18 protein-coding genes are annotated in these 23,343 nt (G+C 69.9%); 8 read left to right on the top strand and 10 right to left on the bottom strand.

What is annotated here, in order from left to right; genetic code table 11:
- Positions 1-16 precede the first annotated feature (16 nt).
- On the top strand, positions 17-1,315 hold the full coding sequence (locus NL114_RS04015) for an O-acetylhomoserine aminocarboxypropyltransferase/cysteine synthase family protein (RefSeq protein WP_254823510.1): 1,299 nt from the start codon (positions 17-19) through the stop codon (positions 1,313-1,315).
- A gap of 157 nt (positions 1,316-1,472) precedes the next feature.
- Entirely contained in the window at positions 1,473-1,664 is a 192-nt protein-coding gene (locus NL114_RS21860; RefSeq protein ID WP_491543636.1) for a DUF8106 domain-containing protein, read from the top strand.
- An 86-nt stretch (positions 1,665-1,750) separates the two neighbouring features.
- On the opposite strand, the gene NL114_RS04010 is transcribed toward NL114_RS21860, so the two are convergent.
- Positions 1,751-2,827: a pyridoxal-phosphate dependent enzyme gene (locus NL114_RS04010; RefSeq protein ID WP_254823509.1), complete on the bottom strand. Its 1,077-nt coding sequence runs from the start codon at positions 2,825-2,827 to the stop codon at positions 1,751-1,753.
- A gap of 238 nt (positions 2,828-3,065) precedes the next feature.
- Positions 3,066-4,022 carry a succinylglutamate desuccinylase/aspartoacylase family protein gene (locus NL114_RS04005; RefSeq protein ID WP_254823508.1) on the bottom strand — a complete coding sequence of 319 codons (957 nt, stop codon included), beginning with the start codon at positions 4,020-4,022 and terminating at the stop codon, positions 3,066-3,068.
- Positions 4,023-4,140: 118 nt separating this feature from the next.
- On the opposite strand from NL114_RS04005, the gene NL114_RS04000 reads away from it, so the two are divergent.
- Entirely contained in the window at positions 4,141-4,443 is a 303-nt protein-coding gene (locus NL114_RS04000) for a DUF7536 family protein (RefSeq protein WP_254823507.1), read from the top strand.
- 9 nt (positions 4,444-4,452) lie between these two features.
- Here the strand turns inward: NL114_RS04000 and NL114_RS03995 are convergent, their stop codons facing one another.
- Positions 4,453-5,676: a potassium channel family protein gene (locus NL114_RS03995; RefSeq protein WP_254823506.1), complete on the bottom strand. Its 1,224-nt coding sequence runs from the start codon at positions 5,674-5,676 to the stop codon at positions 4,453-4,455.
- Positions 5,677-5,895: 219 nt separating this feature from the next.
- Here NL114_RS03995 and NL114_RS03990 point away from each other — a divergent pair, with 219 nt between their 5' ends.
- Positions 5,896-8,976: an MMPL family transporter gene (locus NL114_RS03990; RefSeq protein ID WP_254823505.1), complete on the top strand. Its 3,081-nt coding sequence runs from the start codon at positions 5,896-5,898 to the stop codon at positions 8,974-8,976.
- Between the two features lie 58 nt (positions 8,977-9,034).
- On the opposite strand, the gene NL114_RS03985 is transcribed toward NL114_RS03990, so the two are convergent.
- Positions 9,035-9,559: a hypothetical protein gene (locus tag NL114_RS03985; RefSeq protein ID WP_254823504.1), complete on the bottom strand. Its 525-nt coding sequence runs from the start codon at positions 9,557-9,559 to the stop codon at positions 9,035-9,037.
- 111 nt (positions 9,560-9,670) lie between these two features.
- The gene (locus NL114_RS03980) at positions 9,671-12,346 is read right to left on the bottom strand and encodes a valine--tRNA ligase (protein ID WP_254823503.1); all 2,676 of its coding nucleotides are present in this window, start codon (positions 12,344-12,346) and stop codon (positions 9,671-9,673) included.
- Between the two features lie 221 nt (positions 12,347-12,567).
- Between NL114_RS03980 and NL114_RS03975 the strand changes: the two genes are divergently transcribed.
- Both NL114_RS03975 and NL114_RS03970 read left to right on the top strand, forming a co-directional pair.
- On the top strand, positions 12,568-13,776 hold the full coding sequence (locus NL114_RS03975) for an ATPase domain-containing protein (protein WP_254823502.1): 1,209 nt from the start codon (positions 12,568-12,570) through the stop codon (positions 13,774-13,776).
- Between the two features lie 174 nt (positions 13,777-13,950).
- Positions 13,951-15,135, top strand: a complete 1,185-nt coding sequence (locus NL114_RS03970; RefSeq protein ID WP_254823501.1) for an aspartate kinase — start codon at positions 13,951-13,953, stop codon at positions 15,133-15,135.
- A gap of 33 nt (positions 15,136-15,168) precedes the next feature.
- Here NL114_RS03970 and NL114_RS03965 read toward each other — a convergent pair whose 3' ends face one another.
- From NL114_RS03965 to NL114_RS03955, 3 genes are all read right to left on the bottom strand, one after another.
- A complete protein-coding gene (locus NL114_RS03965; RefSeq protein WP_254823500.1) occupies positions 15,169-16,389 on the bottom strand; it encodes a sensor histidine kinase in 1,221 nt (406 codons plus the stop codon).
- Positions 16,390-16,439: 50 nt separating this feature from the next.
- On the bottom strand, positions 16,440-17,180 hold the full coding sequence (locus NL114_RS03960) for a metallophosphoesterase family protein (RefSeq protein WP_254823499.1): 741 nt from the start codon (positions 17,178-17,180) through the stop codon (positions 16,440-16,442).
- A 342-nt stretch (positions 17,181-17,522) separates the two neighbouring features.
- On the bottom strand, positions 17,523-18,116 hold the full coding sequence (locus tag NL114_RS03955; protein WP_254823498.1) for an IMP cyclohydrolase: 594 nt from the start codon (positions 18,114-18,116) through the stop codon (positions 17,523-17,525).
- A 127-nt stretch (positions 18,117-18,243) separates the two neighbouring features.
- Between NL114_RS03955 and NL114_RS03950 the strand changes: the two genes are divergently transcribed.
- Positions 18,244-18,501: a hypothetical protein gene (locus NL114_RS03950; RefSeq protein WP_254823497.1), complete on the top strand. Its 258-nt coding sequence runs from the start codon at positions 18,244-18,246 to the stop codon at positions 18,499-18,501.
- Positions 18,502-18,507: 6 nt separating this feature from the next.
- Here the strand turns inward: NL114_RS03950 and NL114_RS03945 are convergent, their stop codons facing one another.
- Together NL114_RS03945 and NL114_RS03940 are read right to left on the bottom strand one after the other, a co-directional pair.
- Positions 18,508-20,019, bottom strand: coding sequence for a glutamate-cysteine ligase family protein (locus NL114_RS03945; protein ID WP_254823496.1), 1,512 nt, complete (start codon positions 20,017-20,019; stop codon positions 18,508-18,510).
- Between the two features lie 59 nt (positions 20,020-20,078).
- Positions 20,079-21,053, bottom strand: coding sequence for a phosphotransferase family protein (locus tag NL114_RS03940; RefSeq protein ID WP_254823495.1), 975 nt, complete (start codon positions 21,051-21,053; stop codon positions 20,079-20,081).
- Positions 21,054-21,202: 149 nt separating this feature from the next.
- Between NL114_RS03940 and NL114_RS03935 the strand changes: the two genes are divergently transcribed.
- The gene (locus NL114_RS03935; RefSeq protein ID WP_254823494.1) at positions 21,203-22,825 is read left to right on the top strand and encodes a glutamate-cysteine ligase family protein; all 1,623 of its coding nucleotides are present in this window, start codon (positions 21,203-21,205) and stop codon (positions 22,823-22,825) included.
- Positions 22,826-23,343 lie beyond the last annotated feature (518 nt).

Raw genomic sequence — 23,343 nt, 5'->3', positions numbered from 1 at the left:
CGCCGAGCGGCCGGTTATGGGTGACGAACCCTCCGACGACCGACACCTCGCGACAGACTCGCTTCACGCCGGCCAGGAGCCCGACCCCGCCACGGGTGCCCGGGCGCCGCCGCTGTACCAGACCACCTCGTACGTCTTCGAGGATGCCGAGGACGCCGCCGCGCAGTTCGAGCTCTCGAAACCTGGCTACATCTACTCCCGGCTGATGAACCCCACCCTGGAGACGCTCCAGGAGCGCCTCGCGGCGCTGGAGGGTGGCGTCGGCGCCGCGGTCACCTCCTCCGGGATGGCCGCGTTCGACCTGACGACGTTCCTGCTCGCCGAGGCCGGCGACAACATCGTCTCGGCCTCCTCGCTGTACGGTGGCACCTACACCTACCTCACCCACACCGTCGAGCGTCGGGGCATCACGACACGCTTCGTCGACACGCTGGACTACGACTCATACGCCGAGGCCATCGACGAGGATACCGCGTACGTCCACCTCGAGACGATCGGCAACCCGGCGCTGGACACGCCCGACATCCAGCGTATCGCGGACATCGCCCACGAGCACGGGACGCCGTTGTTCGTGGACAACACGTTCGCGACGCCCGCGCTCTGCCGGCCGCTCGAACACGGCGCCGACCTCGTCTGGAACTCCACGACGAAGTGGCTCCACGGTTCGGGCACCACCATCGGCGGGGTCGTCGTCGACGGCGGCTCGTTCCCGTGGCAGGAGTACGCCGACGACTACCCGGAGATCGCGAAGGACAACCCCGCGTACCACGGCGTCAACTTCGCCGAGACGTTCGGCGAGCAGGCGTTCACCTACGCCGCCATCGCTCGCGGCCTGCGTGACCTGGGCAACCAGCAGTCACCGTTCGACGCCTGGCAGACCATCCAGGGCATCGAGACGCTCCCCCTGCGGATGGAGCGCCACTGCGAGAACGCGATGGCCGTCGCCGAGTTCCTCGACCAGCACGAGGACGTGGCGTGGGTCAACTACCCCGGCCTCGAATCGCACCCGACCCACGACACCGCCAGCGAGTACCTCGACAGGGGCTACGGCGGCATGATCACCTTCGGGCTGGAGGCCGGCTACGAGGCCGCCCGCACGACCGTCGAGTCCACCGAACTCGCCAGCCTCCTCGCGAACGTCGGCGACGCGAAGACGCTCATCATCCACCCCGCCTCCACGACCCACCAGCAGTTAACCGACGAGGAGAAGGAGTCCTCGGGCGTCACCGACGACCTCGTCCGACTCTCGGTCGGCATCGAGGACCCCGGCCGCATCATCGACGACCTCCGGCAGGCCATCGAGGCCGCGACCTGAATACCCCGGAGCGCCGGGTCGCGGGAGCCGGCCCCTCCCGTCGTATCGGGCCACCCGAAACCGAAACCGAAACTAATTGCCCATATGACGATTATATGGCGTCGTCATTGGTTGATTGATTGTCTTAAGTTCGTATTATTCCTAGTACTAGTGTCTTATGGGCGATGGAATCGTACGGATTCGTACGATGGCCTCCAACTCGACGTTCCCCAAACTGACGCTGTTCTGCCCCGAGTGTCCACACCGCGCTCCCATCGACGGCGACTGGCGACGGGTCGAGCGGTCGGATGGGGTACAGCTGCGCTGTCCCAACTGCCGAGCTGCTATCGACAGGCGGTTCAGAGGATAGTTCGAACTGGCGTTATTATCGCCAAAAACGAGAGCTAATTCCACTACTTCGGAGATATCATCTGGGAATGGAGAGTGATTTCCTAATCATCCTTTCAGCCCGCTCCCGCTCAGCCCGACCACCACGTCGTCGTCCGCGTCTACCACTCCGCGCTCCCGGTACGCGCGCAGTGCGGCGGGCGCGACCGCACAGGTCGGCTCGACGTAGAAGCCCGCACGGTGGAGCGCGTCGAGCTCCCGCTCGACGGCCTCGCTCCCGAGCGCGATGGCGTCCCCGCCGGTGGCGTCGACCGCGCCGAGTATCCCGTCGAACCGGACCGGTTCCCGTATCTGGATACCGTCGGCGGCGTTGTTGTCGCCCGCGGCGGCCGCCTCGCCGTGCAGTTCCTCGACCACGGGCGCGTACCCGGCGGCCTGTGCGCCCAGTAGCCGCGGCATCGAGTCGGTCCACCCCGCGTCCCGGAGCGCCCGGAAGCCCCGATACGCGCCGAGGAACATCGTCCCGTGGCCCAGCGGCAGCACCACCGCGTCCGGCACCGACCAGCCGCGCTGCCACGCGAGTTCGTACGCCATCGTCGCCGTGCCGGCGAAGAAGTAGGGGTTCCACGCATGGCTGGCGTACCAGCCCTCGCCCGCCTCCACCGCCGCGATGCAGGCCTCGGTCACGGCCTCGCGCGACCCCTCCACTCGCTCGACTGCTGCCCCGGCGCGTTCGATGGCCCGCACCTTCCCCGGCTTCACGTCTGCGGGGACGTACACCGCACAGTCGATACCGGCCCGCGCCGCGTAGGTGGCGATGGCGGCGCCTGCATTGCCCGAGGAGTCCTCCACGACCCGTTCGACGCCCAGCTCCGCGGCCCGCGACAGCACCGCCGTCGCGCCGCGGTCCTTGAACGACCCCGAGGGGAACGTCCAGTCGAGCTTGAACTCGGCGTCCCACTCCGGCGCCTCGACCAGCGGCGTCGGCCCCTCGCCCAGCGTCACGTGCGCGCCGACGGGCAGGAACGCCGAGAACGCCCACAGCCCCCGCGAGAGGTCGAGGTCGGCCTCGGCCGGGCTGTCGGCGTCCGGCAGCGGCTGCTCGTAATCCAGCGGCGCCCCACACTCGCAGCGCCAGCGGTCGGCGTACTCGTTTCCACACGCGGGACAGTGGAGGTCGCTCATGCTGGCGGGTCACGCGGGGACGGCGTGGGCGTTTCGGTGGTTGGGTGGTGCTGGTGGAGCAGGCAACAGGGCCGTGCCGGTGCCACGGAGACAGTATCCTGCATACGCCCGAGCGGAGCGAGGGCGTTTCACCGCTCGGAGCGAGCGAAGCGAGCGGAGAGCGGCAGCCTTTTTCAACCAGTTTTTGCGAGGAGCGGTTCGGCGGCGAAGCCGCCGAACCCGACGAGTAAAAAGTGGGTTAGTATTGGTCGATATCCGTCCCGACACTGCACACGTACTCCCCGGTCGCGATCTGCGGGAGCCGTCGGGTCCGCCAGAAGATGCCCGCGGTGTCGGCGGTCACCTCGCTCTTGACCGTGCCGAACGGGTCGGTCACCTCGAACAGGGTGTCGCCGCGCTCGACGGTGTCGCCGAGGTCGGCGTGGAAGGAGACCAGCCCGCCCGCGGGGGCGCCGTACTGCTCGAAGCCGGTCGCGCGGGTCTGGGCATCGGGGTCGTGGGTGCCGTCGAGGAAGTCGTAGTAGGTCAGCACGTTCATCACGCCCTGCAGGCCCAGACGGATGGACTCCTCGTCCCAGCCGACCGACCCCCCCAGCTCGGGGTCGATGGTGGGGATGCCCTCGTCCGGGGCGGCCCGGGCGAGCTGACCGTCGGGGCCCTTCTGGTCGAGGATGTAGCCACAGCCGAACACCTTCGCGAGTTCGAGGCAATCCCGGTGAAGGCGGTGGCGCGGGCCACAGCGGACGCGGGTCTCGTTTATCATCCGGCTGGTCGACCCCTGATGGAGGTCCAGCACGAGGTCCGCCCGCGTCGCGGCGTCGAAGGTGGCGGCGGCGATACGCTCGCTGGCCGTGCCGTTGGCGTTGCCCGGATAGGCGCGGTTCAGTTTCGTGTCGTCGATGGGGTTGCGGTGCTCGGCGATCTGGAAGCCGTAGTGGTTGACGATGCCGACGATGAGGAGCGTTCCCGAGAGTTCCTTCGGGTTGATTCGGGGGTAGAGCCGCTGGACAACACCCAGACCGTTGAGTTCGTCACCGTCGCTGACGGCCTGCACGTACAGCGTCCGGCCGTCCCGAGCCCCGTTGACGACGGCGACGGGGAGCCCCACCTCCGACCCGTCGCGGGCCTCACCGACGGGTAGCCGGCCCGTGTCCTTCTCGCCGGGGGCCGCACTCGCCGTCCCGAGGCTGGTCATGGACGCTAGTCATCCCGGGCCCGTTATTAGGAGGTTCGGTATCCGCCCGCCCTGCCGGTTTCGGGCCCGCCCAGCCGCGATGCCAACCGATTTGCACGCGCGTTCCCTACCGGTGTGCGTGCCCGACCTCGACGCCGATGCCGCTGACGCCGACGCCGCTGACGCCGATGTCCCCGACCGGCCGGGCGTCGCCAACGTCGTCGCGGCGCTGAACGTCCGCCGGAACGCCGCTATCGGCTTCACGCTCGGCGTCCTGTTCACCGTGTTCGTCGTCTACGTCTACGTCGTCGTCCCCGACCGGCCGTACTCGCTGGCGCTGTGGGCGACGCTGGGGTTCGTCCTCGCGGTCGGGATGGGGCTGTTGCTGACGGCGATACTCACGCTGCGCTCGGCGCTCCACCGGGCGCGGGAACTCGACTGACGGGCCGCGTCAACCCGTCTCGGGTGGTTCGTCGCCGGCCAGTTCGCCGAGTCGACCGGCCCCCGAGCGGGTCCCCTTCGCGACGAACCGGTCGTTCGCCCGGAGCCGCGTCTCCGGCCCGGGCGAGACCACCCAGTCCGACTCGCCCGTGGTGGCGGACTCGGAGGGGTGTCCCCGCCGGACAGCGATGACGCGCATCCCGGTCTCCGTCGAGACCTCCGCGTCGCCCAGCGTCGCCCCGTCGAGCGGGCTGCCCGGCGAGACCGTGTAGCGGACGATGACCTCGTCGGACTCCCACACCGCCTCGGTGATGACCGGGTGGGTGCCCAGCCCCCGGAGGACGCCCTCGCTGATCTCGACGGCGGCGTCGGAGATGACCTCCGTCGCGGTGGCCAGGTGGACCAGCCCCCGGAGCGAGACGGGGTCGTCGACGCTCGCGGCGGCCCGGAGGATCCAGGCCTCGAACCGGGACTGCAGCGCGTCGACCTCCGCCTCGAGTTCGAGCACCTCCTCGGCGAGCGCCTCGCTGTCGTACAGGATAGCACCGTACGCGAGGTCGACGGCGAGTTCGCTCATGTCCTTCATCAGGACGATGGAGTCGAGCGCCCGTTCGAGGTCGGCGATGGCCGGCTCGTCGGGGGTCGGTGGCTCGTAGGGCTGGCCACAGAGTTGCTCGTGGACCTCGGCGATCCCCTCGACGGCACCCCGAAGGAGCGCCACGTCGCCGGCCAGGATACGGGTGTCGTGGGCCGGGTTGAGCAGCCAGTCCCCCTCGCGTCGGATGGCGATGACCCGGACACCGGTCTCGGTCTCGAGGTTGGCCTCGCCGAGCGTCGTGTCCGCGAGCGGGGAGTCGGCCGCCACCCCGACCGGGACGAGCGCCTCGACCGCCTCCGGCAGCGCCGTCCGCATCGAGTCGGGCAGGCCGACCTCCTCGACGACGACCTTCGCGATGTCGCCGGCGGCGTCGCTGATCTTCTCGGCGGCGCCGACAACGCCGAGAACGGGCGCGAGCGCTTCGGCGTCCTCGGGATTCCGCGCGGCCATCAGCAGGCTCATCCGGGCCTGCATCTGGAGGACGTCCATCCGTTCCTCGAGTTCCAGCACCTCGTGGGCGACCTCGGTGCTACCGAGCAGCACCGCCGAGTACGAGAGGTCGATGAGCAGTTCGGCGGTGTCTTTCATCTCCGCCAGCACCTCCTTGACGCTCACCGGCTCGTACTCGACTGCCATGCCCCGCCTTGCGCGGCACCCGACTAAAACGTTCGCGGACCCGGCGCCCGCCGTGCCCTCCGGCACCGGCGTTCGGGGATGCCGACGCCGGGCTGTCATGTAAGCCCGTCTTCTGGTGGCGAAGCGCCTAAGTCGGGGGCCGCGGAGTGATGTGGTGAACGTGCACACTCGTCGGTCCTCGCTGCCGTCTGCCCTCCCCACTTGCCCGAGGTGGTTCACGTGAAGAGCCCCCGAGAGGTGGCGCGGCTCCTCGTCGACGAACGTCGTCGGCTCACACTCGTCGCCATCCTCGTCGCGACGCTCCTGCTCGGCGCGGCGGCACCGTCGGTCGAACTCTCGACCTCGCTCGAACAGTTCCGCGGCGGTACCGAACCCGCCGCCGCCGACAGCTACGTCGAACGGGAGATGTCCGGCTCCGTCGCCGGCGTCGAGCAGTCGTTGCTCGTCGTTCGCAACACCAACGAGTCCGCCGGCGCAACCGAGCGCAACGTCCTCACCGAGGAGGGGTACCTCACGGTGTTGCGCATCCAGGAGCGGCTGCTGGCCAACGAGACCGTCAACCGGACCCTGGTTGCCGAGCAACGGCCCATCTCCATGGCCAACGCCGTGGCCATCATCGCCATCCGGGAACAGCAGGGTGTCTCGGTCGACGAGATGGATATCGAGCCCCGGCCGCCCCTCTCCGAGCAGAAGGCGGCCCTCCGGAACATCTCGGAGTACCAGCGTCGCCTCTACACCACCTACGCCATCGGCGAGGTGCTGTCCGACCCCGAGCACACCTGGCCGGACGGGGGCGGTTTCGCGTTCGTCCCGCTCAGCTACGAGGGCAACGGCAAGACCGCGCCCGCGACCGGTATCGTCCTCTCGCACGACGAGGATACCGACCCGAAGAACCTGACCACCGCACAGCTCACGGCACAGCGCATCGCCGCCGACGAGCTCTCGGACCCCGAGCGGGACGCGCTCATCATCGGGAACGGTATCATCAACGCCGAGTTGCGGCAGTCGTCGCTCGACAGCCTCACCATCGTCGGGCCGCTCGCGCTCCTGCTGATGGTGTTCATGTTGCTGTTCGCCTACCGTGACCTCGTGGATGCCGGACTCGGGCTGCTCGGTGTCGGGATGGTCCAGGTCTGGACCTTCGGCTTCATGGGCTGGATGGACATCACGTTCAACCAGCTGTTCGTCGCCGTCCCGGTCCTGCTGATGGGCCTCTCCGTGGACTACGCCATCCACGTGTTCATGCGCCACCGCGAGGAGCGCCCGCCCGACACGGGCGGCGAGTCCGACCGGCGCTCGGCGCCCCGGTCCCGCGGCGCGGCCGCCGACGGTGGTACGCGCGATACCGCTCGGACCGATGGGGGCCGCCCGGAGGACGACGAGGCGGCCGATACCGCCGAGACGGACGACGAGGCGGCCGACACCGAAGACGAGGAGGGCGGTTTCGTCTTCGGCGACGACGCGTTCAGTGACCCAGAGGAGGGGTCGGACGGGGAGCCGGAGGACGGGGCCGACACGTCTGATGCGCCCGACGACCCGGCCGCGGGACCGGACGGCGCTGCGGACGACGGCGACACCCCGGACGCCACGCCGACTCCAGGCGAGTCGGACCGTACGGCCGAGCCCCCGGCTGGACCGGGAAGCACGCGTGAGCCCGACCGGACCGCGTCCGGTGGCGGTCGTGACCCGGACCCGCCCGGCGGCCGCTCGGGTGCCACCGGCGGGCCGTTCGACGACATCACGGACACGATGACGGTCGGGCTGGCCGGTGTCGGGACGGCGCTGGCGCTGGTGACGCTGACGACCGCGACGGGCTTCCTCGCCAACCTGACGAGCGGCGTCGGTCCCATCCGCGAGTTCGGCGTCGTGAGCGCGGTCGGCATCGTCGCGGCGCTGGTCGTCTTCGGCGCGTTCATCCCCGCGCTGAAGGTCGAGGTCGACCGGTTCCTGGAGGCACGCGGCCACGACCGACGCAAGGCCGCGTTCGGGACGCAGGGTCGCTTCGAGTCGCTGCTGGGGACCATCGTCACGTTCGCCCACCGGACGCCGTGGCTCGTCGTCGGCGTCGCCCTGCTGGCGACGTTCGCGGGCATCGCTGGCGCCACGCAGGTCTCCAACCAGTTCGAACAGGATGACCTGCTCGTCGACGACGGCGACGTGCCCGGCTGGGCCGACGACCTCCCGCCCGCCTTCCAGCCCGCGAACTACACCGCACAGGAGAACCTCGACTACGTCGAGGAGGAGGGGTTCATCTACGACGGGACGTTCACCCAGTACGTCATCAGGGGTGATGTGACACAGGACGCGGCCCTCGACCGGGCCCAGCGGGCCGGCGACCGCGTCAACGACACCGGCGTCGTCCTCCAGCTGCCGGACGAGACGTACGCGACCCAGACCCCCGTCCGCCTGATGAACACGGTCGCCAGCCGGAACGAGACGTTCGCCCGGGTCAAGCAGCAGGCCGACACCGACGGCGACGGCATCCCGGACCGGAACATCGAGGCGGTCTACGACACGCTCTACCGGGTCGCCCCGGAGGCCGCGCCGACGATGGTCGCGCGCGAGGACGGCGAGTACGTCGCGCTCCGGGTGAAGATTCCCGTCAACGGGACCTACTCCGAGTCCACCATCACCGAGCGCGTGCGCAACGCCTCGGCGCCGGTGCAGGGGAACGGCCTCCGGACGGTCCCGACCGGCCAGCCCATCAAGAACCAGGCCGTCGCCGCGCAGCTCCTCTCGACGGTCAACACGGGCCTCCTCCTCACGCTGAGCATCGTGCTGGTCATCCTGATGCTGGTCTACCGCCGGACCGAGGGCTACCCCTCGCTCGGTGTCGTCACGCTGTTACCCATCACCTTCGCCCTCGCGTGGATCCTCGGGACGATGTTCGTCCTGGACATCCCGTTCAACGTGATGACGGCGCTCATCACCTCGTTCACCATCGGTATCGGAGTGGACTACGCCATCCACCTCTCCGAGCGGTACATGCAGGAACTCCACGCTCAGGGCGACATGGGCGCCGCGCTCGAAACTGCCGTGCTCGGCTCGGGTGGCGCGATGCTGGGCTCGGCCATCACCGACATCGCCGGCGTCGGCGTGCTCGCGTTCGCCATCCTCGTCCCGCTCCAGCAGTTCGGCATCATCACGGCACTCACCATCGCCTACTCGTTCATCGGGGCGGTCGTGGTGCTGCCCGCACTGCTGGTGCTGTGGACCCGCCGGTACGGACCCGACGAGGTCCGGGGCGGAACCGGCGCCTCACGGAGCCGGTCACCGGAACCGATGAGTGTGGACGACTGACCCCGCAGCCGCGTGTACACGAGATACAGAGCGCACTCGGAGGGGATTTGCAGCAGAATCAGTTGGTGCGATCCGGTCGAGTGAGACGAGCCCGGGCATGACGTTCGCCAGCCCGGAACGCCGTTGGCTTGCGCACGACGAGCGGGTACTCCGGGCTGGTGTCCGTTCTGTCGGTAGCGATCGCCCGCATCAGCGCCACGATAACTCGTCGGTGTAGAGCGGTCTCGATCTCACAGAAATCCAGGATGTTCTCGAAGTCACGCTCCGTCTCCAGTCGATAGATGATGAGTTCGGTGTCCTCGAATACCACCTCCAACGCCGCATCATAGCGGGCGATTCGTGTTTCGAGTACGCGTTGGAGCGACGCAAACTCGCCCCGAACCCTTCGGACCGTCTCTGGGACGTTCTTCGCCGGGTCTCCGTGCTCGGCGACCGTCGTTCGTAGCAGGCCTTCCGAGACGACATCGGACGCATCGCCTCCCCGTATCGTTTGGATGGGAATCGATTCCGGGGGCGCTTCACCCCCACTGTCTGCCCGCTGCTCGGATGTTTCGGTGGTGAACTCTGTGCCGAAGAGGTTCATGCTATGCGGTAGCATTTCTCCACAGGTGCTATTAGTGCTACCGCCCATCCGTGATGACTACGCCCGGGAGGTTCTATCGCGATCTATCGAGGTTCATGTGGGAGTACAGTCCTATCCCACGATGACCACGGCGCCGTCGGTCTCCAGCAGGTCACCCTTGCCGTCGTAACGGCGCTCCTCCTCCACGTCGAACATGTCGGCGGTGAGTTCGTGCTCGCCGGCGATGAGCGTCGCGTCGTCGCCCTCGCCCTCGAGGACGTACTCGCCGCTCTCGATGGCGGCCTCGATGTCGGGCACGTCGCCGCCGAACTCCGGGCCGACGACCGAGTAGTCGAGGTCGATACCCGTCACGACCGTCTCGACTTCGGGGGCCTCGTCCAGCAGGTCGAGGGTCTCGACGTGCATCGCGCGGGCGATGTCGTCGACGTAGTCGGCCACGTCGCCGTACACCTCGACGTGGTCGAGTTCCGTGTTCAGCGCGAGGTCGCGCTCGGACTTGTACTTCCGGAGCGCCGAGACGACCTCCAGGGCGCGCTCGCCGCCCTCGATATCGGCGTCGAGGCCGAGCGGTTCGGGCCAGTCGGTCCGGTGGATGCTGTTCACCGTCGCCCCCCCGTCCGCGGCGGTGGCGTCCTCGCTCGTGGCGCCCACGGAGTCGGCGTCGACGTACATGTCGTGCCACAGTTCCTCGGTGACGTGCGAGAGGACGGGCGCGAACAGCTTCAGGAAGCGCTCGTGGGCGGTCCGGAGGGTGTAGCGGGCGCCGGGGTCGTCGGTCTCGCGGATGCGCCCCTTCGCGATCTCGAGGTAGTCGTCACAGAACGTGTGCCAGAAGAACGACCGCAGGGAGTCCCGGTACTTCGAGAACGCACGGGATTCGAGGTGTTCGGCCGCGCGCGCGGCCTCCTCGTCCAGCCGGGCGAGCAGCCACTCGTCGAGCGCCGCCAGCTCGGGCTGCTCGTCGGGCACCTCGTCGGCGGGCGCGAGTTCGTCGACGAGTTTGGAGGCGTTCCAGAGCTTCTGGAGCAGGCGCTCGCCCGAGACGATGCCCTTCTCCTTGTACGGCAGGTCGTCGCCGACACTGGAGCCGGCGGCCCAGTAGCGCGCCGCGTCGACCGGGTACTTCTCGAGGACCTCGTCGGGCGCGACGATGTTGCCGACGGATTTGGACATCTTCTTGCGGTTCTCGTCCAGCACCATCCCGTTGATCATCACCGACTCGAACGGCGGCTCGCCGGTGTGCTCGTAGCACTTGACGACCGTGTGGAACAACCAGAACGAGATGATGTCGTGGCCCTGGGGCCGCATGTCCATCGGGTAGAGCTCGGGCCGGGCCATCGCGTCCGAGGCGGGGTCGTCGTCACCCTCGGCCCAGCCGGCGTTGATGAGCGGCGTCAGCGACGAGGTGGCCCAGGTGTCGAACACGTCGTCCTCGGGCTCGAATTCGTCGTGCCCACACTCCGGGCACGCGTCGACCGGTGGCTCGTCCGAGAGCGGGTCGACCGGGAGGTCGGCCCGGTCGGCGACGACCGCCTCGTCGCAGGATTCGCAGTACCAGACCGGGAACGGGATACCCGAGGAGCGCTGGCGCGAGATACACCAGTCCCATTCGAGCCCCTCGATCCAGTGTTTGTACCGGGTGAACATCTTCTCCGGGTACCAGTCCATCTCGCGGCCGGCCTGGAGGTACTCCTCCTTCTTGTCGAGTATCTCGACGTACCACTGCTCGGTGACGAGGAACTCGACGGGCGTGTCACACCGCTCGTGGACGTTGACGCTGTGGGTGATGGCGCGCTTGTCCAGCAGCGCGCCCGTCTCGTCGAGGTCCGCGACGATGGCCTCGCGGGCCTCGTCGCTGTCCATCCCCTGATAGTCGCCGGCCTGCTCGGTCATCGTGCCGGTCTCGTCGATGGCGATGCGGAGCGGGAGGTCGTGGGCCTGGTACCACTCGATGTCCGTCTGGTCACCGAAGGTACAGCACATCACGACGCCGCTGCCGGTCTCCATGTCGACGCGCTCGTCCTCGATGATGGGGACCTCCTGACCGAAGAGGGGGATACGGGCTTCCTCACCGACGAGGTGTTCGTTCTCGTCGTCGTCCGGGTGGACGAAGACGGAGACGCAGGCGGGCAGGAGTTCCGGCCGGGTGGTGGAGATGGTGAACGCCTCGTCGGAGTCGACCACGTCGAACTCGATGTCGTGGAAGTGGCTCCCGCGCTCGTCGTCCTCGGTCTCGACCTGCGAGATGGCGGTCGCACAGTCCGGACACCAGATGGTCGGGGCGCGGCGGCGGTACTCCCGTCCCTGCTCGTAGAGGTCGATGAACGACCGCTGGGAGATGCGCTGGACGCGGGGCTCGATGGTCTGGTAGGTGTGGCCCCAGTCGATGGAGACGCCGAGCGCCTGCATCTTCTCCGTGAAGTCGGCCTCGTACTCGGCACAGACCTCGCGACACTTGCGCTGGAACTCCCGGCGCTCGAAGTTCGAGTGCTCGATGCCGAGCTCGTCCTCGGTCAGCCGTTCCGAGGCGATGCCGTTGTCGTCGTAGCCGAAGGGGAAGAACACCTCCCCGTTGGCCATCCGCTGGAACCGGGCGACGAAGTCCTGCAGGGTGGCGCCGTAGACGTGGCCCCAGTGCAGGTCGCCGGAGACGGTCGGCGGCGGCGTGTCGATACTGAACGACAGGTCCGGGTCGTCGACCGACTCGTAGGCGTAGGTGTCGGTCTCGACCCACCGGTCCTGCCAGGCCGGTTCGACCGCGTCGGGGTCGTAGCTCCCGCTGGGCATTACCGTGAGGTGTGCCCGGTTCGCGGTTAAAGGCCTCGGTCCGGTGGGGACGGGTGGCACGCGACGGTGCGGACCGAACCGCCAGCGGGCGAACCAATCGCATAGATGATAGATATATGGCCAATTCGGATAATCGCCCGAGGGCACCCGAACCGGTTGGGAACCGGCTCGGAACGTCGGGACCGCAACCCCCTTCTACGCTGGAACCCCAAACAGTGGACATGACCGACGAGCGCCGGTCGACCGCCGAGGACGATGCGGCCGGTGGTCCGGACCCGGAAGCGCCTCGCGACGACGGCGAGGCCGAGCCCGGCCACCCGCACGCGGGAGAGCGGTGCGCGTTCTGTGAACTCCCCATCCCGACCGACGGGGTCGAGGTGAACCACGACGGCGAGACGTATCGCTGCTGTTCGGCGGCGTGCCGGGACGCACTCGAACGGGTCGAGTTCGACCCCGCTGCCGGCGGTGGTCACCGCCGCGTCCGCTCGGGCGTGGCGGCGTTCGACAGTTCGCTCCCCCAGGGGTTCCCCCGGAACGCGTTCGTCCTGCTGGCCGGCGAGGCCGGCAGCCGCGACCGCGCGGTCCACGCCGAACTCGTCTGGCGGGCGCTCCAGCGCGGCGAGCCCGCCGTCGTCGTCTCGTTCAAGGAACCGCCGGGGAGCGTCGTCCAGCAGTTCCTCACGCTGGAGTGGAACGTCCTCCCCTTCCTCGAATCCGGGCAGCTGCACATCGTCGACTGCTTCACCTACCGGCTCTCGGACCGCGACCGGATGTTCGACCGGATGGACGAGTGGAACGCCCATCTCTACGACGTGGCGACCGACGCCACCACGACCATCCGCGACCCCACCGACCTCGGCGAGGTCCGCAACAAGGTCGACAACGCGCTCGAGGCACGGGACATGGTCGACGAGGGACTCGTCCTCATCGACTCGCTGACCGAGCTGGGGACGCTCGTCCAGCCGGTGCAGGCGTACGACTTCGTGAAGGACCTCCGCGCGGATGTCTCGAAGGGCCGGTTCGTCCCCATCTTCGCCGGCGCGACCATCGCGGGTGGCCACGACGGCTTCCCCCACGACCTGGGCTACGTCGTCGACGGCATCGTCGAGATGCGGCTCAACGAGGAGATCATCCCGGACACGCTCATCAAGCAGGCCCGCATCCGGAAGCTGAACGGTGTCCTCGTGATTCCGGAGTGGCACGCCTACGAGTACACCAGCGGGCTGGGGATGGTGACGTTCGACCCGGAGGAGGAACAGGAGAAGACGCGTCGCCGGCGGGCCGCGGCCGCGCGCGAGAACGGCGACGCTGCGCTCGATGCCGAGGACGGGAACGGCGACCACCGAAAGGGGGAGACGCCGGCGCCGGTCGGGCCGGAGTCGGCGCCGCCGGACGAGCCCAAGCCCGGTGCCGAGGCCCGCGACGACTGACGGGCCACCTGTTCTCGGCGCCGGCGGTCCCCCGTCCACTCGCCGCCCGGCGATGCCGACCTCGGCAAGGCTTCGGTTCAGGGACAGGGTTATCCCCGGCGCGGAGATAGCGCGGGGTATGCACGACGAGACGCAGCACCACGTACCATCGGCTGCAGGGGGGCGAGCGGACTGATGCGCGTCGTCGCCAAGTTCGGCGGGACCAGCCTCGGGAACGGGGACCGTGTCAACCGGGCCGCCGACTCCATCGCCGCCGCCGTCGAGGCCGGCCACGAAGTCGCCGTCGTCGCGAGCGCGATGGGGTCCACGACGGACTTCCTGCTCGACGCCATCACCTTCGAGGCCGACGACAGCGACGAGGCCGAGATCGTCAGCATGGGCGAGCGCACCTCCGTCCGGATGCTGAAGGCCGCGCTCGGCGCGCGCGGCGTCGACGCCGAGTTCCTCGAACCCGGCCGGGACGACTGGCCCGTCATCACGGACGCCCACGGCGAGGTCGACGTCGAGGAGACCCAGCGCCGCGCGAAGAAGCTCGCCGACCGCATGGACGGGGTCGTCCCCGTCATCACCGGCTTCCTCGCCCAGGACCACGACGGCAACGTCACGACGCTCGGCCGCGGCGGCTCCGACACGACCGCCGTCATGCTGGGCAACTACATGGACGCCGACGAGGTCGTCATCGTGACCGACGTCGAGGGCGTCATGACGGGCGACCCCCGCGTCGTCGAGGGTGCCCGCAACGTCGGGGAGATCTCCGTCGACGAACTCCGGAACCTCTCGTTCCGTGGTGCGGAGGTGGTGGCGCCGTCCGCGCTCTCGTACAAGACCGGCAAGATGGACGTCCGGGTCGTCCACTACCAGCACGGTGACCTGCTCACCGGCGGGACGAGCATCGAGGGGCAGTTCCAGAACCTCATCGACCTCCGGGAGGGGCGGCTCTCCTGTATCACCGTGGCGGGCCGGGCCATCCGGAACTCGCCCGGCGTCCTCGCGGAGCTCGCCAACGCGCTCGGCGAGGCCGGCATCAACATCGACTGTGTCGCCAGCGGGATGGACTCGGTCACGTTCTACGTCGACGACGACCGGGCTGAGGAGGCCGAGACGGTCCTCCACGACGCCGTGGTCGAGGACGACATCCTCTCGTCGGTCACCGTCGAGGACGACATCGCCGTCGTCCGCGTGACGGGCGGCGAGCTGCCGGCCGAGTCCGGCATCCTCCACGACATCGTGGACCCGCTCCACGACGCACACATCACCGTCCACGACCTCGTCACGTCGGCCACGTCCGTGGCCGCCTTCGTCGACTGGGAGGACCGCGAGGAGACGCTGGAGATCATCCAGAGCAAGTTCAAGTCGTAAGCCGGCCGCCCCGCGCGTTCGAGTGCGGGGCCATCAGCTCTCGCCGATGCGGAACTCGAACCGGGCCCCACCCGCATCGCTCTCCGTCGCCGCGACCGTCCAGCCGTGGGCTTCCGCGATGGTACGAACGATGGTGAGGCCGAGGCCGGTACCGCCGGCCGTCGAGACGCCGTGCTCGAAGACCGACTCGCGTTCGGCGTCGGGGATGCCGCTGCCGTCGTCGGCCACGTAGAAACCCGCGCCGGCCGTGAGCGGGCCGACGGTGACGGTCAGCGCGGCCGTGGCGTCGGCGCCGTGTTCCACACTGTTCCGGAAGAGGTTCTCCAGCAGTTGCTGGAGCCGGTCGGGGTCGGCCTGGAGTTCGGGCACCGGCTCGGTCTCGAGGCGCGCGTCGCCGGTATCGACGGTCGTCCAGGCCCGCTCGGCGATGGTGACGATGTCCACGGCCGAGATGTCGCCCACGCCCCGGCCCTCACGGGCGAGCGTGAGCAGGCCGTCGACCAGCGACTCCATCCGGTCGAGCGCGTCACGTGTCCGCTCCAGTTCGTCCATGCCGTCGTCCTCGAGCGCCATCTGGAGGCTGGCCTGTGCGATGGCCAGCGGGTTCCGGAGGTCGTGACTGATGACGCCCGCGAACTCCTCGAGCCGGCGGTTCTGTCGGGCCAGTTCCTGCTCGCGCCTCTCGACCGCTCGGCGGGAGGCGAGGTTGTCGAGCGCCGCGGTGGTGTTGGCCGCGAGGATGCGCGCGAAGTAGATGTCCTCGGCGTCGAACTCGTCGACCTCGGCCGACCCGATGATGAGGAGTCCGTGGCGCCCCAGCGGGACGTGCAGTTCGCTCCGGAACGCCGTGTCCGGGTCCATCAGCTCGGCGTCGGCCGTCCGGAGGTCGTCGTAGACCCGGAGCGTCCCCTCCTCGAAGCTCTCCCACGCGACCCCGACCCCCGGCTCGATGGTCGGTGGTGGGGACTGGCCGATGATGTCGACCAGTGCGTCCGTCCACGCCACCGACTCCAGCCCCACCGGGGCGTCGTCCGCGGCCGCCCGTTCCGACAGCGGGGCACCCGGGTGGAGGTGGGCGCCGACGAGTTCGTAGCCGAGCCGGTCGTTCGCGGCGTCGACAGCCACCTGGCAGATGGCCTCGGCGTCCCCCGCGATCATCAGCTCACGGGTCGCGTCCAGCAGCGACGCCAGCACCCGCTCGCGGTTCGCGTCGGCCGCCCCTTTGTCATCAGATGGCCCCGCCTCCTCGGGCATCACTGCCAGACACTACGGCTGGAGTCGACATACGTCCATCGGGTGCGCGCTCAGGCACCTTTCCGGAGCCGCTCGCCCGCGGCCGCGGGGAGCCCCGCCTCACGCACGGCCCGGACCGTCCGCTCCACGTCGTACGCCACCCGGTGGAGCGTCGCCTCGGGGCTGCCGTCGAGCCCCAGCGTGGCGTACGCCGCATCGGGGTCGCCGTCGGAGCGCCGCTCCGACGAGCCCGCGCTCGCGCTACTCGCGCGGACGCCGTCCCGGGGCTGGCCGACGCTCCCCGGATTCAGGACGAGCCGTCGCTCGGGCCCACCCCAGCCGGACCGCTCGAACGCCCGACGCGCCTGGACGTGGGTGTGGCCCAGCACCAGCACGCGCTCGTCGTCGAGCAGTGACTCGTCGAACAGCGACGGGTAGACGTAGCGGTCCGGGTCCTCGGGGTGGCCGTGCGCGACCCGGAGGCGGCCGTCGAACGCCGTGCGGACCGCGGGCAGTGCGTCGAGCCACGCGAGCGCGTCCTCGTCGAGTTCCGCCCGGGCGTGCCGGATTCCGGCCCCCGCCATCCCGTCACCGATGTCGGCGCCGACAGCGACGGCGCGGTCGTGGTTCCCCTGCACCGCCAGCACGTCCCCCTCCCACTCGCGGAGCGCCGCCACGCACTCGGCCGGATGTGGGCCGTACCCGACGACGTCGCCCGCACAGACCAGTGCGTCGACCGTCGGGAGGTCGGCGAGGACTGCCTCCAGCGCGGGGAGATTGGCGTGCACGTCCGCGAGGACAGCCAGGCGCATCTACCGGTGACGGCGGACCCGCGGACAATGAACCCGGCGTGTGGTGTGTCACCGCCCCGTGTCCACCCGAAGAGAGGGGCTCCACCCGAAACAGTGGAAGCGTCTGACGTGGTGGGCAGAAGTTATACTGGCCGGTGGGTGCCGGTTCGAGTCGAAGCGAGGGGCCACAGATGAAACAGTGGAAGCGTCAGACGCACGGCGTACGGCGCCGAGTGCGCCGTGCCTCCCGATGAGTAGTCAGGGTGCGGGCAGAGTGAGAGGGGAGATAAACTCTAAATTCTGGGCATTGTTCTCAAGATGGCCCACTAAGTGGGGAATATTGTTTAGATTCTTGTTATCTGTCTACTCCGGCGTGAACGCGGCCACATCGAACCCCTCGCCGTCGCGGGTCGCGGCGGCCGCACAGACCGCGTGTTCGAAGTCGAGGTCGTAGGCGGCGCGAGCGGCCGCCTCCGGGCCGTCGACCTCGAAGTCGAACGCGACGGGTGCGTCCTCCTCGTAGGTCGCGACGAGCGTCGGTTCGTCGACCTCGCGGACGAGCAGGGCATCGCTCCGGACGGTCCCGATGTAGGCGGCGTCCGGGCCGAGGACGCCGGCGATGCGGGGCGTGTCGTAGTCGTCCTTCTCGAAGTCGAGTGCGTGCAGCGCCGTCACGAGCGCGTCGCGGGGCGGGTAGCCCAGCGTCAGTTTCTCGGCCACGGGGTCGACGTGCGAGCCGTTCCCGATGGCGGTCGCCGTCCCCGCGGGCGTCTCGACGATGCGCAGGCAGTTGTAGGAGATGTAGGGGTTGTCGCTGGGCGGGGCGTCCGGCGTGGGCTCGATGGTGACCGTCTCGCCGTCCTCGCGGACGGTGGCCTGACGGTTCGGGAACGAGCGCGAGGAGACGCGGTAGGCTGCGGTTTCGGGGCCGACCACGAGCAGGCGTCCGACGTACATGGACGGGCGTGCGGGCAGCGGCGGCAAGTGCGTGCCGGTTCCGGGCGCGGCGGGCACGCCGTCCCCCGCTCGACCGCCGCTGAGGTGGCCGGACCGTTTACCCGGGCGGCGGTCCCGTGCCCGACCAATGGATACGGACTGGTGGTACCGGCGGGTCGTCCTGCCCGCGGGCGGGCTCGGCCTGCTGCTGGGCCTCGCGTCGCTCCTGCTCACGGGGACCTACCGCGGGCCCGCGGACGGCGGCCTGCTCGCGCTCGTCGGCTACGGGACGTACGCCCCGCTCGTCGACTGGCTCGGGCTGGCGGGGTTCGCGACGCTCCTGCTGGCGGCGGGCTTCCGGGCCCGGTACGTCGCTGCCGGGGACGGGGACCGCGCCGACGGGTGAGCGGCGTCAACCGTCGAACCAGTCGGTGAAGCAGCCCTCGATGAGGGTCTCGGCCTGCCAGTCGATGTAGTCGGCCTGCATCCCCCAGATGGCCTGACCGAGCGGGACACCGTGGTTCACCCGGCGGGCGACCTCGCGGTACTTCCAGCGCGCGGGCGTGATGCCGGTCTCCCAGCGGCGCTCCAGCGGGCGGACGTAGCGGTCGATGTCGTCGTCGCTCAGCCCCCGGAGTTCGAGCCCGTCGCGGGCGGCGTCGAACAGTTCCTCGAACAGCACGTCGGTGTCGGTCGTCTCGGTCCCCTCCAGCGTGATCCAGTTCATGTCCGCCTCCAGGCCATCCTCGACGGCGGCGTAGAAGTTGTCGCGGGCGTCCGCCCACGGGAGCGAGCGGAGCGGATGCTCACGGCGCGGCAGCGACTCCATCAGCCCCGCGAAGACGGCCAGGAACGCCATCGAGTCCCGGACGGTCGGCTGCGCGGGGAGCGGCCGGAACTCGATACGGGCGTTGGCGCCGGCCCGCGATGGCCCGTCGAGGACCGGCCGGACCCAGCGCCAGTAGGTGCCGTGCTTGTGGCGGAAATGCGCGAACCGGTCGTCGAAGCGCCCCGCATCGTCCTGCAGCATCGGGACGACGGTGCGGTCGGCCGCGATGCGGTCGACGACCTGGTCGATGTCCTCGACGTCCTCCGGGAAGTCGACCTTCGCCTCGCCGTCCGGGTTGAGGACGGACTCGAAGACGGTGACGCGGTTCTCCATCGCGCACTCGCTCAGCACCTCCTCGGCGTCGTCCGTGTCGTAGAGGTCCGGCGGGAAGAACGGGCTGTTGACCGAGAGCGCCACCAGCGGGCCCGCCACGCGCAGCGCGTACCGGAACCGCTCGGGCAGGTCGGCGGCCTGGGCCATCTGGTAGTGGGGCTGGATGGAGGTGATGAGGCTCTCGGGCATCACGGTCCGCGCGTCGAGGTGGACGTGCGGGGCCGACAGCGACATGTCCTCCTTGAATCCGGTGTTGGCCATCGCGTGGTAGCGGACGGCGTCGCTCATGTTCGTCGCCAGCACCACCCCATCCTCCTCGATGCTGTCCGCCAGATACGAGGACGCCGTCTCGCCGATCGGCGGGACCGTCCACATCCCGTCGCTGACGAGGCGCATCCCCTCGGGTTCGCAGGCGGCCTGTGCGGCGTCGAGTTTGGCCTGTACCTCGCGCTCGGTCGCGCGCAGGCCGTACGCCGAGCAGGGTTCGGGCGAGGTCTGCATCTCGGCGTTGTGCAGGCCGAGTTCCTTCTCGAAGCCGATGTACTCCAGCAGCCGTCGAGGGACGCGCTTGAGCGCGTCCGTTTCCGCGTCGACGGCGTAGAACTCGTACTCCAGCCCGACGATGGCCTGGGAGTTGTCGAAGGTGCCCTTCTCCACCTCGCGCTTGAGGTCCTCGACCTCCGACTCGACGCGGGCGGCGAACTCCTCTCCGTCGGCCTCCAGCGTCTCACGCACCCGCGCGGCGAGCTCCGAGCCAGACATTGTTGCGTGGTCGGTGGCCGGCCGATGGCTTCAAACCCTGCGGTTGATGGCCCCGTCGCTCACCCAAGCCGTTCCAGCGCCGCCGTGACCCGCTCGCGGTGGAACGCGACCGCCTCGTCGGCGTCCACGACGGGGTAGCGCGGTCGCGTCACCTCGCCCCGTGAGTCCGCGGCCGAGTCGGCCATCCCGAGCAGGCGGAAGGCATCGAACGACGCCTCGGGGAACGGGCGCACCTCCCGATACCCCGCCCGATACGCCTCCCGGAGCGCCGCCACGTCGGCCTCCGCGCGGAGGTACCAGTCACACAGCGTGAACTCCGCCTTCGCGGCCGAGAGCCCAGGGTGGGCCGCGAGCGGTTCGCCCCAGTCCAGCACCGCCGCCACCTCGGGCGGGTCCCCGCTGACGACGACGTTCCCCGGCCGGTAGTCCCACGGGAACAGGCGGGCCTCGTCGGCCGGGAGGGAATCGAGTCGGTCGCCGAGCGCCGCCTCGACGCGGGGTTCGAGAGCCGCCAGCGCGTCCGGCCAGTCGGCCAGCGCGCGGCGCAGGTACTCGCGGTAGAACGCGCCCGCCGGGAGCGGCTCCGTGACGGCGAGGTCGTCCCCGTCGGCCGTCACGCGGCCGGGCGCATCGAACGCGAACGCGTCGTGGACGGCCGCGAGGTGTCGGCCGAGCGTCCGGGCGAGCCGTTCGCGGGTCGCGGCGTCGAACCCGGTGAATCGCTCGTGGAGGTCCGCGCCGGGGACCCGCTCGGTGACGAGGTACGTGATCCCGAGGTCCGCGAGTCCGCCGGCCGCGAGGACCCGTGCGACGGGTACGTCGGTTCGCCTCGCGACGGCGCGCGTGACGGCGGCCTCGGCGGCGAGCGACCGCTCCCGGTCGCGGTACTGCACCGCCACCTCGCGACCGTCGGCGAGCGTGACCAGCGCGGTCCGCTTCGAGTTCCCGGTGGGCGGCTCGCGGACGGCGGCGGGCGTCGCGGCCAGCGCGCGCTCACAGACCGCGGCCACCACCTGCTCGCACTGGTCCGGCACGGCCCGGCTCTCGGGGCCGCCCGCACTAAACAGTCGCGGCGGGCCGGGTGCGCGTCGGTGGCTGGCCGGGTGCGCGGCGGTGGGTCGGGGCCGCGTCGCTTCTTGCGACGGGCGGGGATGCTTTAGGAGAGGGCATCGTCGGCCCCAGCATGGACGAAGGCGAGCCGCGCCGGGGCGGGGGCGGGTCGGGACCCGGGGACGGCACGGAGGACCGGCTGGTCGCAGCCGTACACGCGGCGCTGGCGGCGGAGACCTACGAGCGGTTCGACGACCGCGTGGCCGAGCAGGCCGCGCAGGTCGCGGCCGACTGCGAGGCCGGCCGCCTCGACAACGCCGACTACGCCGTCGGCCTCGAACTCGAGGCGTACACGGTCGACCCGCAGGCGCGCCTGCACGACGTACCCGCGGGCGCGCCCGAGGCGGGCGGCTTCGCGCCGGAACTCGGCCGGCACAACCTCGAGGTGAACACGCCGCCGGACGTGCTCTCCCCGGCGGGACTCGACCGGCAGGCCGAGCGCCTCGATACGGCCGTCACGGACGCCCGCGAGGCCATCGCCGAGGCGGGCGCGGCGGCGGGCGTCGACGGGCGCGTCAGGCCCGTGCTGGACTCGATGTGGACGGTCGCGCCGCCGGAGGGCACGAGCGCCTACCTCTCGGCCGGCGAGGCGCGTGACGGCGTCTGGATCGCCGAGAACATGGCCACGGACGCCCGCTACCACGCGCTCGACGCGGACACGCTCCGCCGGATGGACAACGGCATCCCCATCGATCTGCCGGGTGCCGAGCATCACTTCCCGTCCATCCTCGTCGAGTCGCTGGCCACCTCCGTGCAGCCCCATCTGCAGCTGCCCGCCGCGGCCGACGTGGGGCGGTACATGCGCTACGCCACCCGCATCCTCGGCCCGGCGGTCGCGCTGACGGCCAACAGCCCGTTCCTCCCGGCGGACCTCTACCCCGAGGCGGTCGACGCCGAGGCGGTGCTGGACGGCCCCCACGAACTCCGCGTGCCGGTGTACGAGGACAGCATCAACCCGCCCGGCATCGAGAAGGTCCGGGTCCCCGACGACGTGGCGGACGCCAGCGAGGCCGTCGACGCCATCGTCGCCGACGAGACGTTCGCGCCCTTCTGCACGGACCCCGAGGACGTGCCCGACGACGCGCCCTACCGCGAGCGGTTCCCGGAGTTCGCCCACAAGCACGGCACCTACTGGCGCTGGGTCCGGCCGGTGTTCGGCGGCGACACGCCCGCTGCTGCCGACGGCCGCGCGGACGGCAACGACGACGCGTCGGTTCGCCTGGAGTTCCGGCCGGTTCCGACCCAGCCGACGGTCCGGGACTGTATCGCCGTGCAGGCGATGGTTGCCGGCGCGCTCCGCGGTCTCGACGAACTGGACCACCCGCTCCGGGAACTGCCCTGGGCGGCCGCCCGCGACTCCTTCTACAACGCGGTCGCGGACGGCCCCGGCGCCGACCTCGCGTGGATCACCGAGGACGGCGACCGGACGGACAACCCCGACATCGCGCTGGCGGAGCTGCTGTCGGTCGCCCGGGTCGGGCTGTCGGCGGCCGGGTTCCCCGAGGACGAGATCGACCGCTGGATCGGGCCGCTCGAAGCCCGCCAGGTGACGGCCATCACGCCCAGCGTCTGGAAGAAACACCGCGTCCGGGCCGGCATGGACCACGGCGAGACCTTCCACGAGGCCGTCGAGGCGATGCAGTGGGAGTACATCGAGCTGAGCGAGGCGACCGATTCGTTCACCGAGTGGCTGTAGGAGGACGTCTTTGGTCCTCTCGGCGTTCCTCGGGGGGACCACTACGACCGAGCCACCTACGAAGCCCTCGCGCTCTGCGGGGCCAGGCCTCGCTGCGCGCGGGTGCGCTCCTCAGCCCTCGCACGTATAGAGGCAGCTGGCCTTCGGCACAGCCGCCAGCGCGCGCCCGTTCGACTGACGGGGAGAGCGATTCTTCACAGTCCACGGGCCGGGAGCGCGTGGTGAGCCGCTTGCCGGCGAACCCGCGCGACCTGGGGAAGGGCAGGGCTGCCGCTCGATGACACGTCCGACTTCCTGGTGGAATCGAAGGGCGAGCGGGCTCCGGGCCTCTGACGACACAAGCACCGCAGGGTGAGCGGAGCGAACCCGAGGAGCACAGCGAGTCAGAGGCCCGGAGCGCGCGAGGGCTTCGTGGGTGTCTCCGTTGTCGTCGGTCCAATCGCCCGAGCGCGCGAGGGCTCCGTACTTGCCATCCGCATCAGTCAATAAACTTCAGAATAGGTTCAAAATGGCGATAT

Source organism: Haloglomus halophilum (assembly GCF_024298885.1).
GTDB classification, from domain to species: Archaea; Halobacteriota; Halobacteria; order Halobacteriales; family Haloarculaceae; genus Haloglomus; species Haloglomus halophilum.
Note: the sequence above shows the minus strand (reverse complement) of the source record. Positions and strands in the feature narration are given on the sequence as shown.

Bases quoted from the DNA above. Each gene is read 5' to 3' on its own strand.
- NL114_RS03945 (WP_254823496.1), bottom strand. From the start codon at position 20,019: ATGTCTGGCTCGGAGCTCGCCGCGCGGGTGCGTGAGACGCTGGAGGCC.
- NL114_RS03995 (WP_254823506.1), bottom strand. From the start codon at position 5,676: ATGGCAGTCGAGTACGAGCCGGTGAGCGTCAAGGAGGTGCTGGCGGAG.
- NL114_RS03970 (WP_254823501.1), top strand. From the start codon at position 13,951: ATGCGCGTCGTCGCCAAGTTCGGCGGGACCAGCCTCGGGAACGGGGAC.
- NL114_RS04005 (WP_254823508.1), bottom strand. From the start codon at position 4,022: ATGACCAGCCTCGGGACGGCGAGTGCGGCCCCCGGCGAGAAGGACACG.
- NL114_RS03955 (WP_254823498.1), bottom strand. From the start codon at position 18,116: ATGTACGTCGGACGCCTGCTCGTGGTCGGCCCCGAAACCGCAGCCTAC.
- NL114_RS03975 (WP_254823502.1), top strand. From the start codon at position 12,568: ATGACCGACGAGCGCCGGTCGACCGCCGAGGACGATGCGGCCGGTGGT.
- NL114_RS03950 (WP_254823497.1), top strand. From the start codon at position 18,244: ATGGATACGGACTGGTGGTACCGGCGGGTCGTCCTGCCCGCGGGCGGG.
- NL114_RS21860 (WP_491543636.1), top strand. From the start codon at position 1,473: ATGGGCGATGGAATCGTACGGATTCGTACGATGGCCTCCAACTCGACG.
- NL114_RS03985 (WP_254823504.1), bottom strand. From the start codon at position 9,559: ATGAACCTCTTCGGCACAGAGTTCACCACCGAAACATCCGAGCAGCGG.
- NL114_RS04010 (WP_254823509.1), bottom strand. From the start codon at position 2,827: ATGAGCGACCTCCACTGTCCCGCGTGTGGAAACGAGTACGCCGACCGC.
- NL114_RS03965 (WP_254823500.1), bottom strand. From the start codon at position 16,389: ATGCCCGAGGAGGCGGGGCCATCTGATGACAAAGGGGCGGCCGACGCG.
- NL114_RS03980 (WP_254823503.1), bottom strand. From the start codon at position 12,346: ATGCCCAGCGGGAGCTACGACCCCGACGCGGTCGAACCGGCCTGGCAG.
- NL114_RS03935 (WP_254823494.1), top strand. From the start codon at position 21,203: ATGGACGAAGGCGAGCCGCGCCGGGGCGGGGGCGGGTCGGGACCCGGG.
- NL114_RS03960 (WP_254823499.1), bottom strand. From the start codon at position 17,180: ATGCGCCTGGCTGTCCTCGCGGACGTGCACGCCAATCTCCCCGCGCTG.
- NL114_RS04015 (WP_254823510.1), top strand. From the start codon at position 17: ATGGGTGACGAACCCTCCGACGACCGACACCTCGCGACAGACTCGCTT.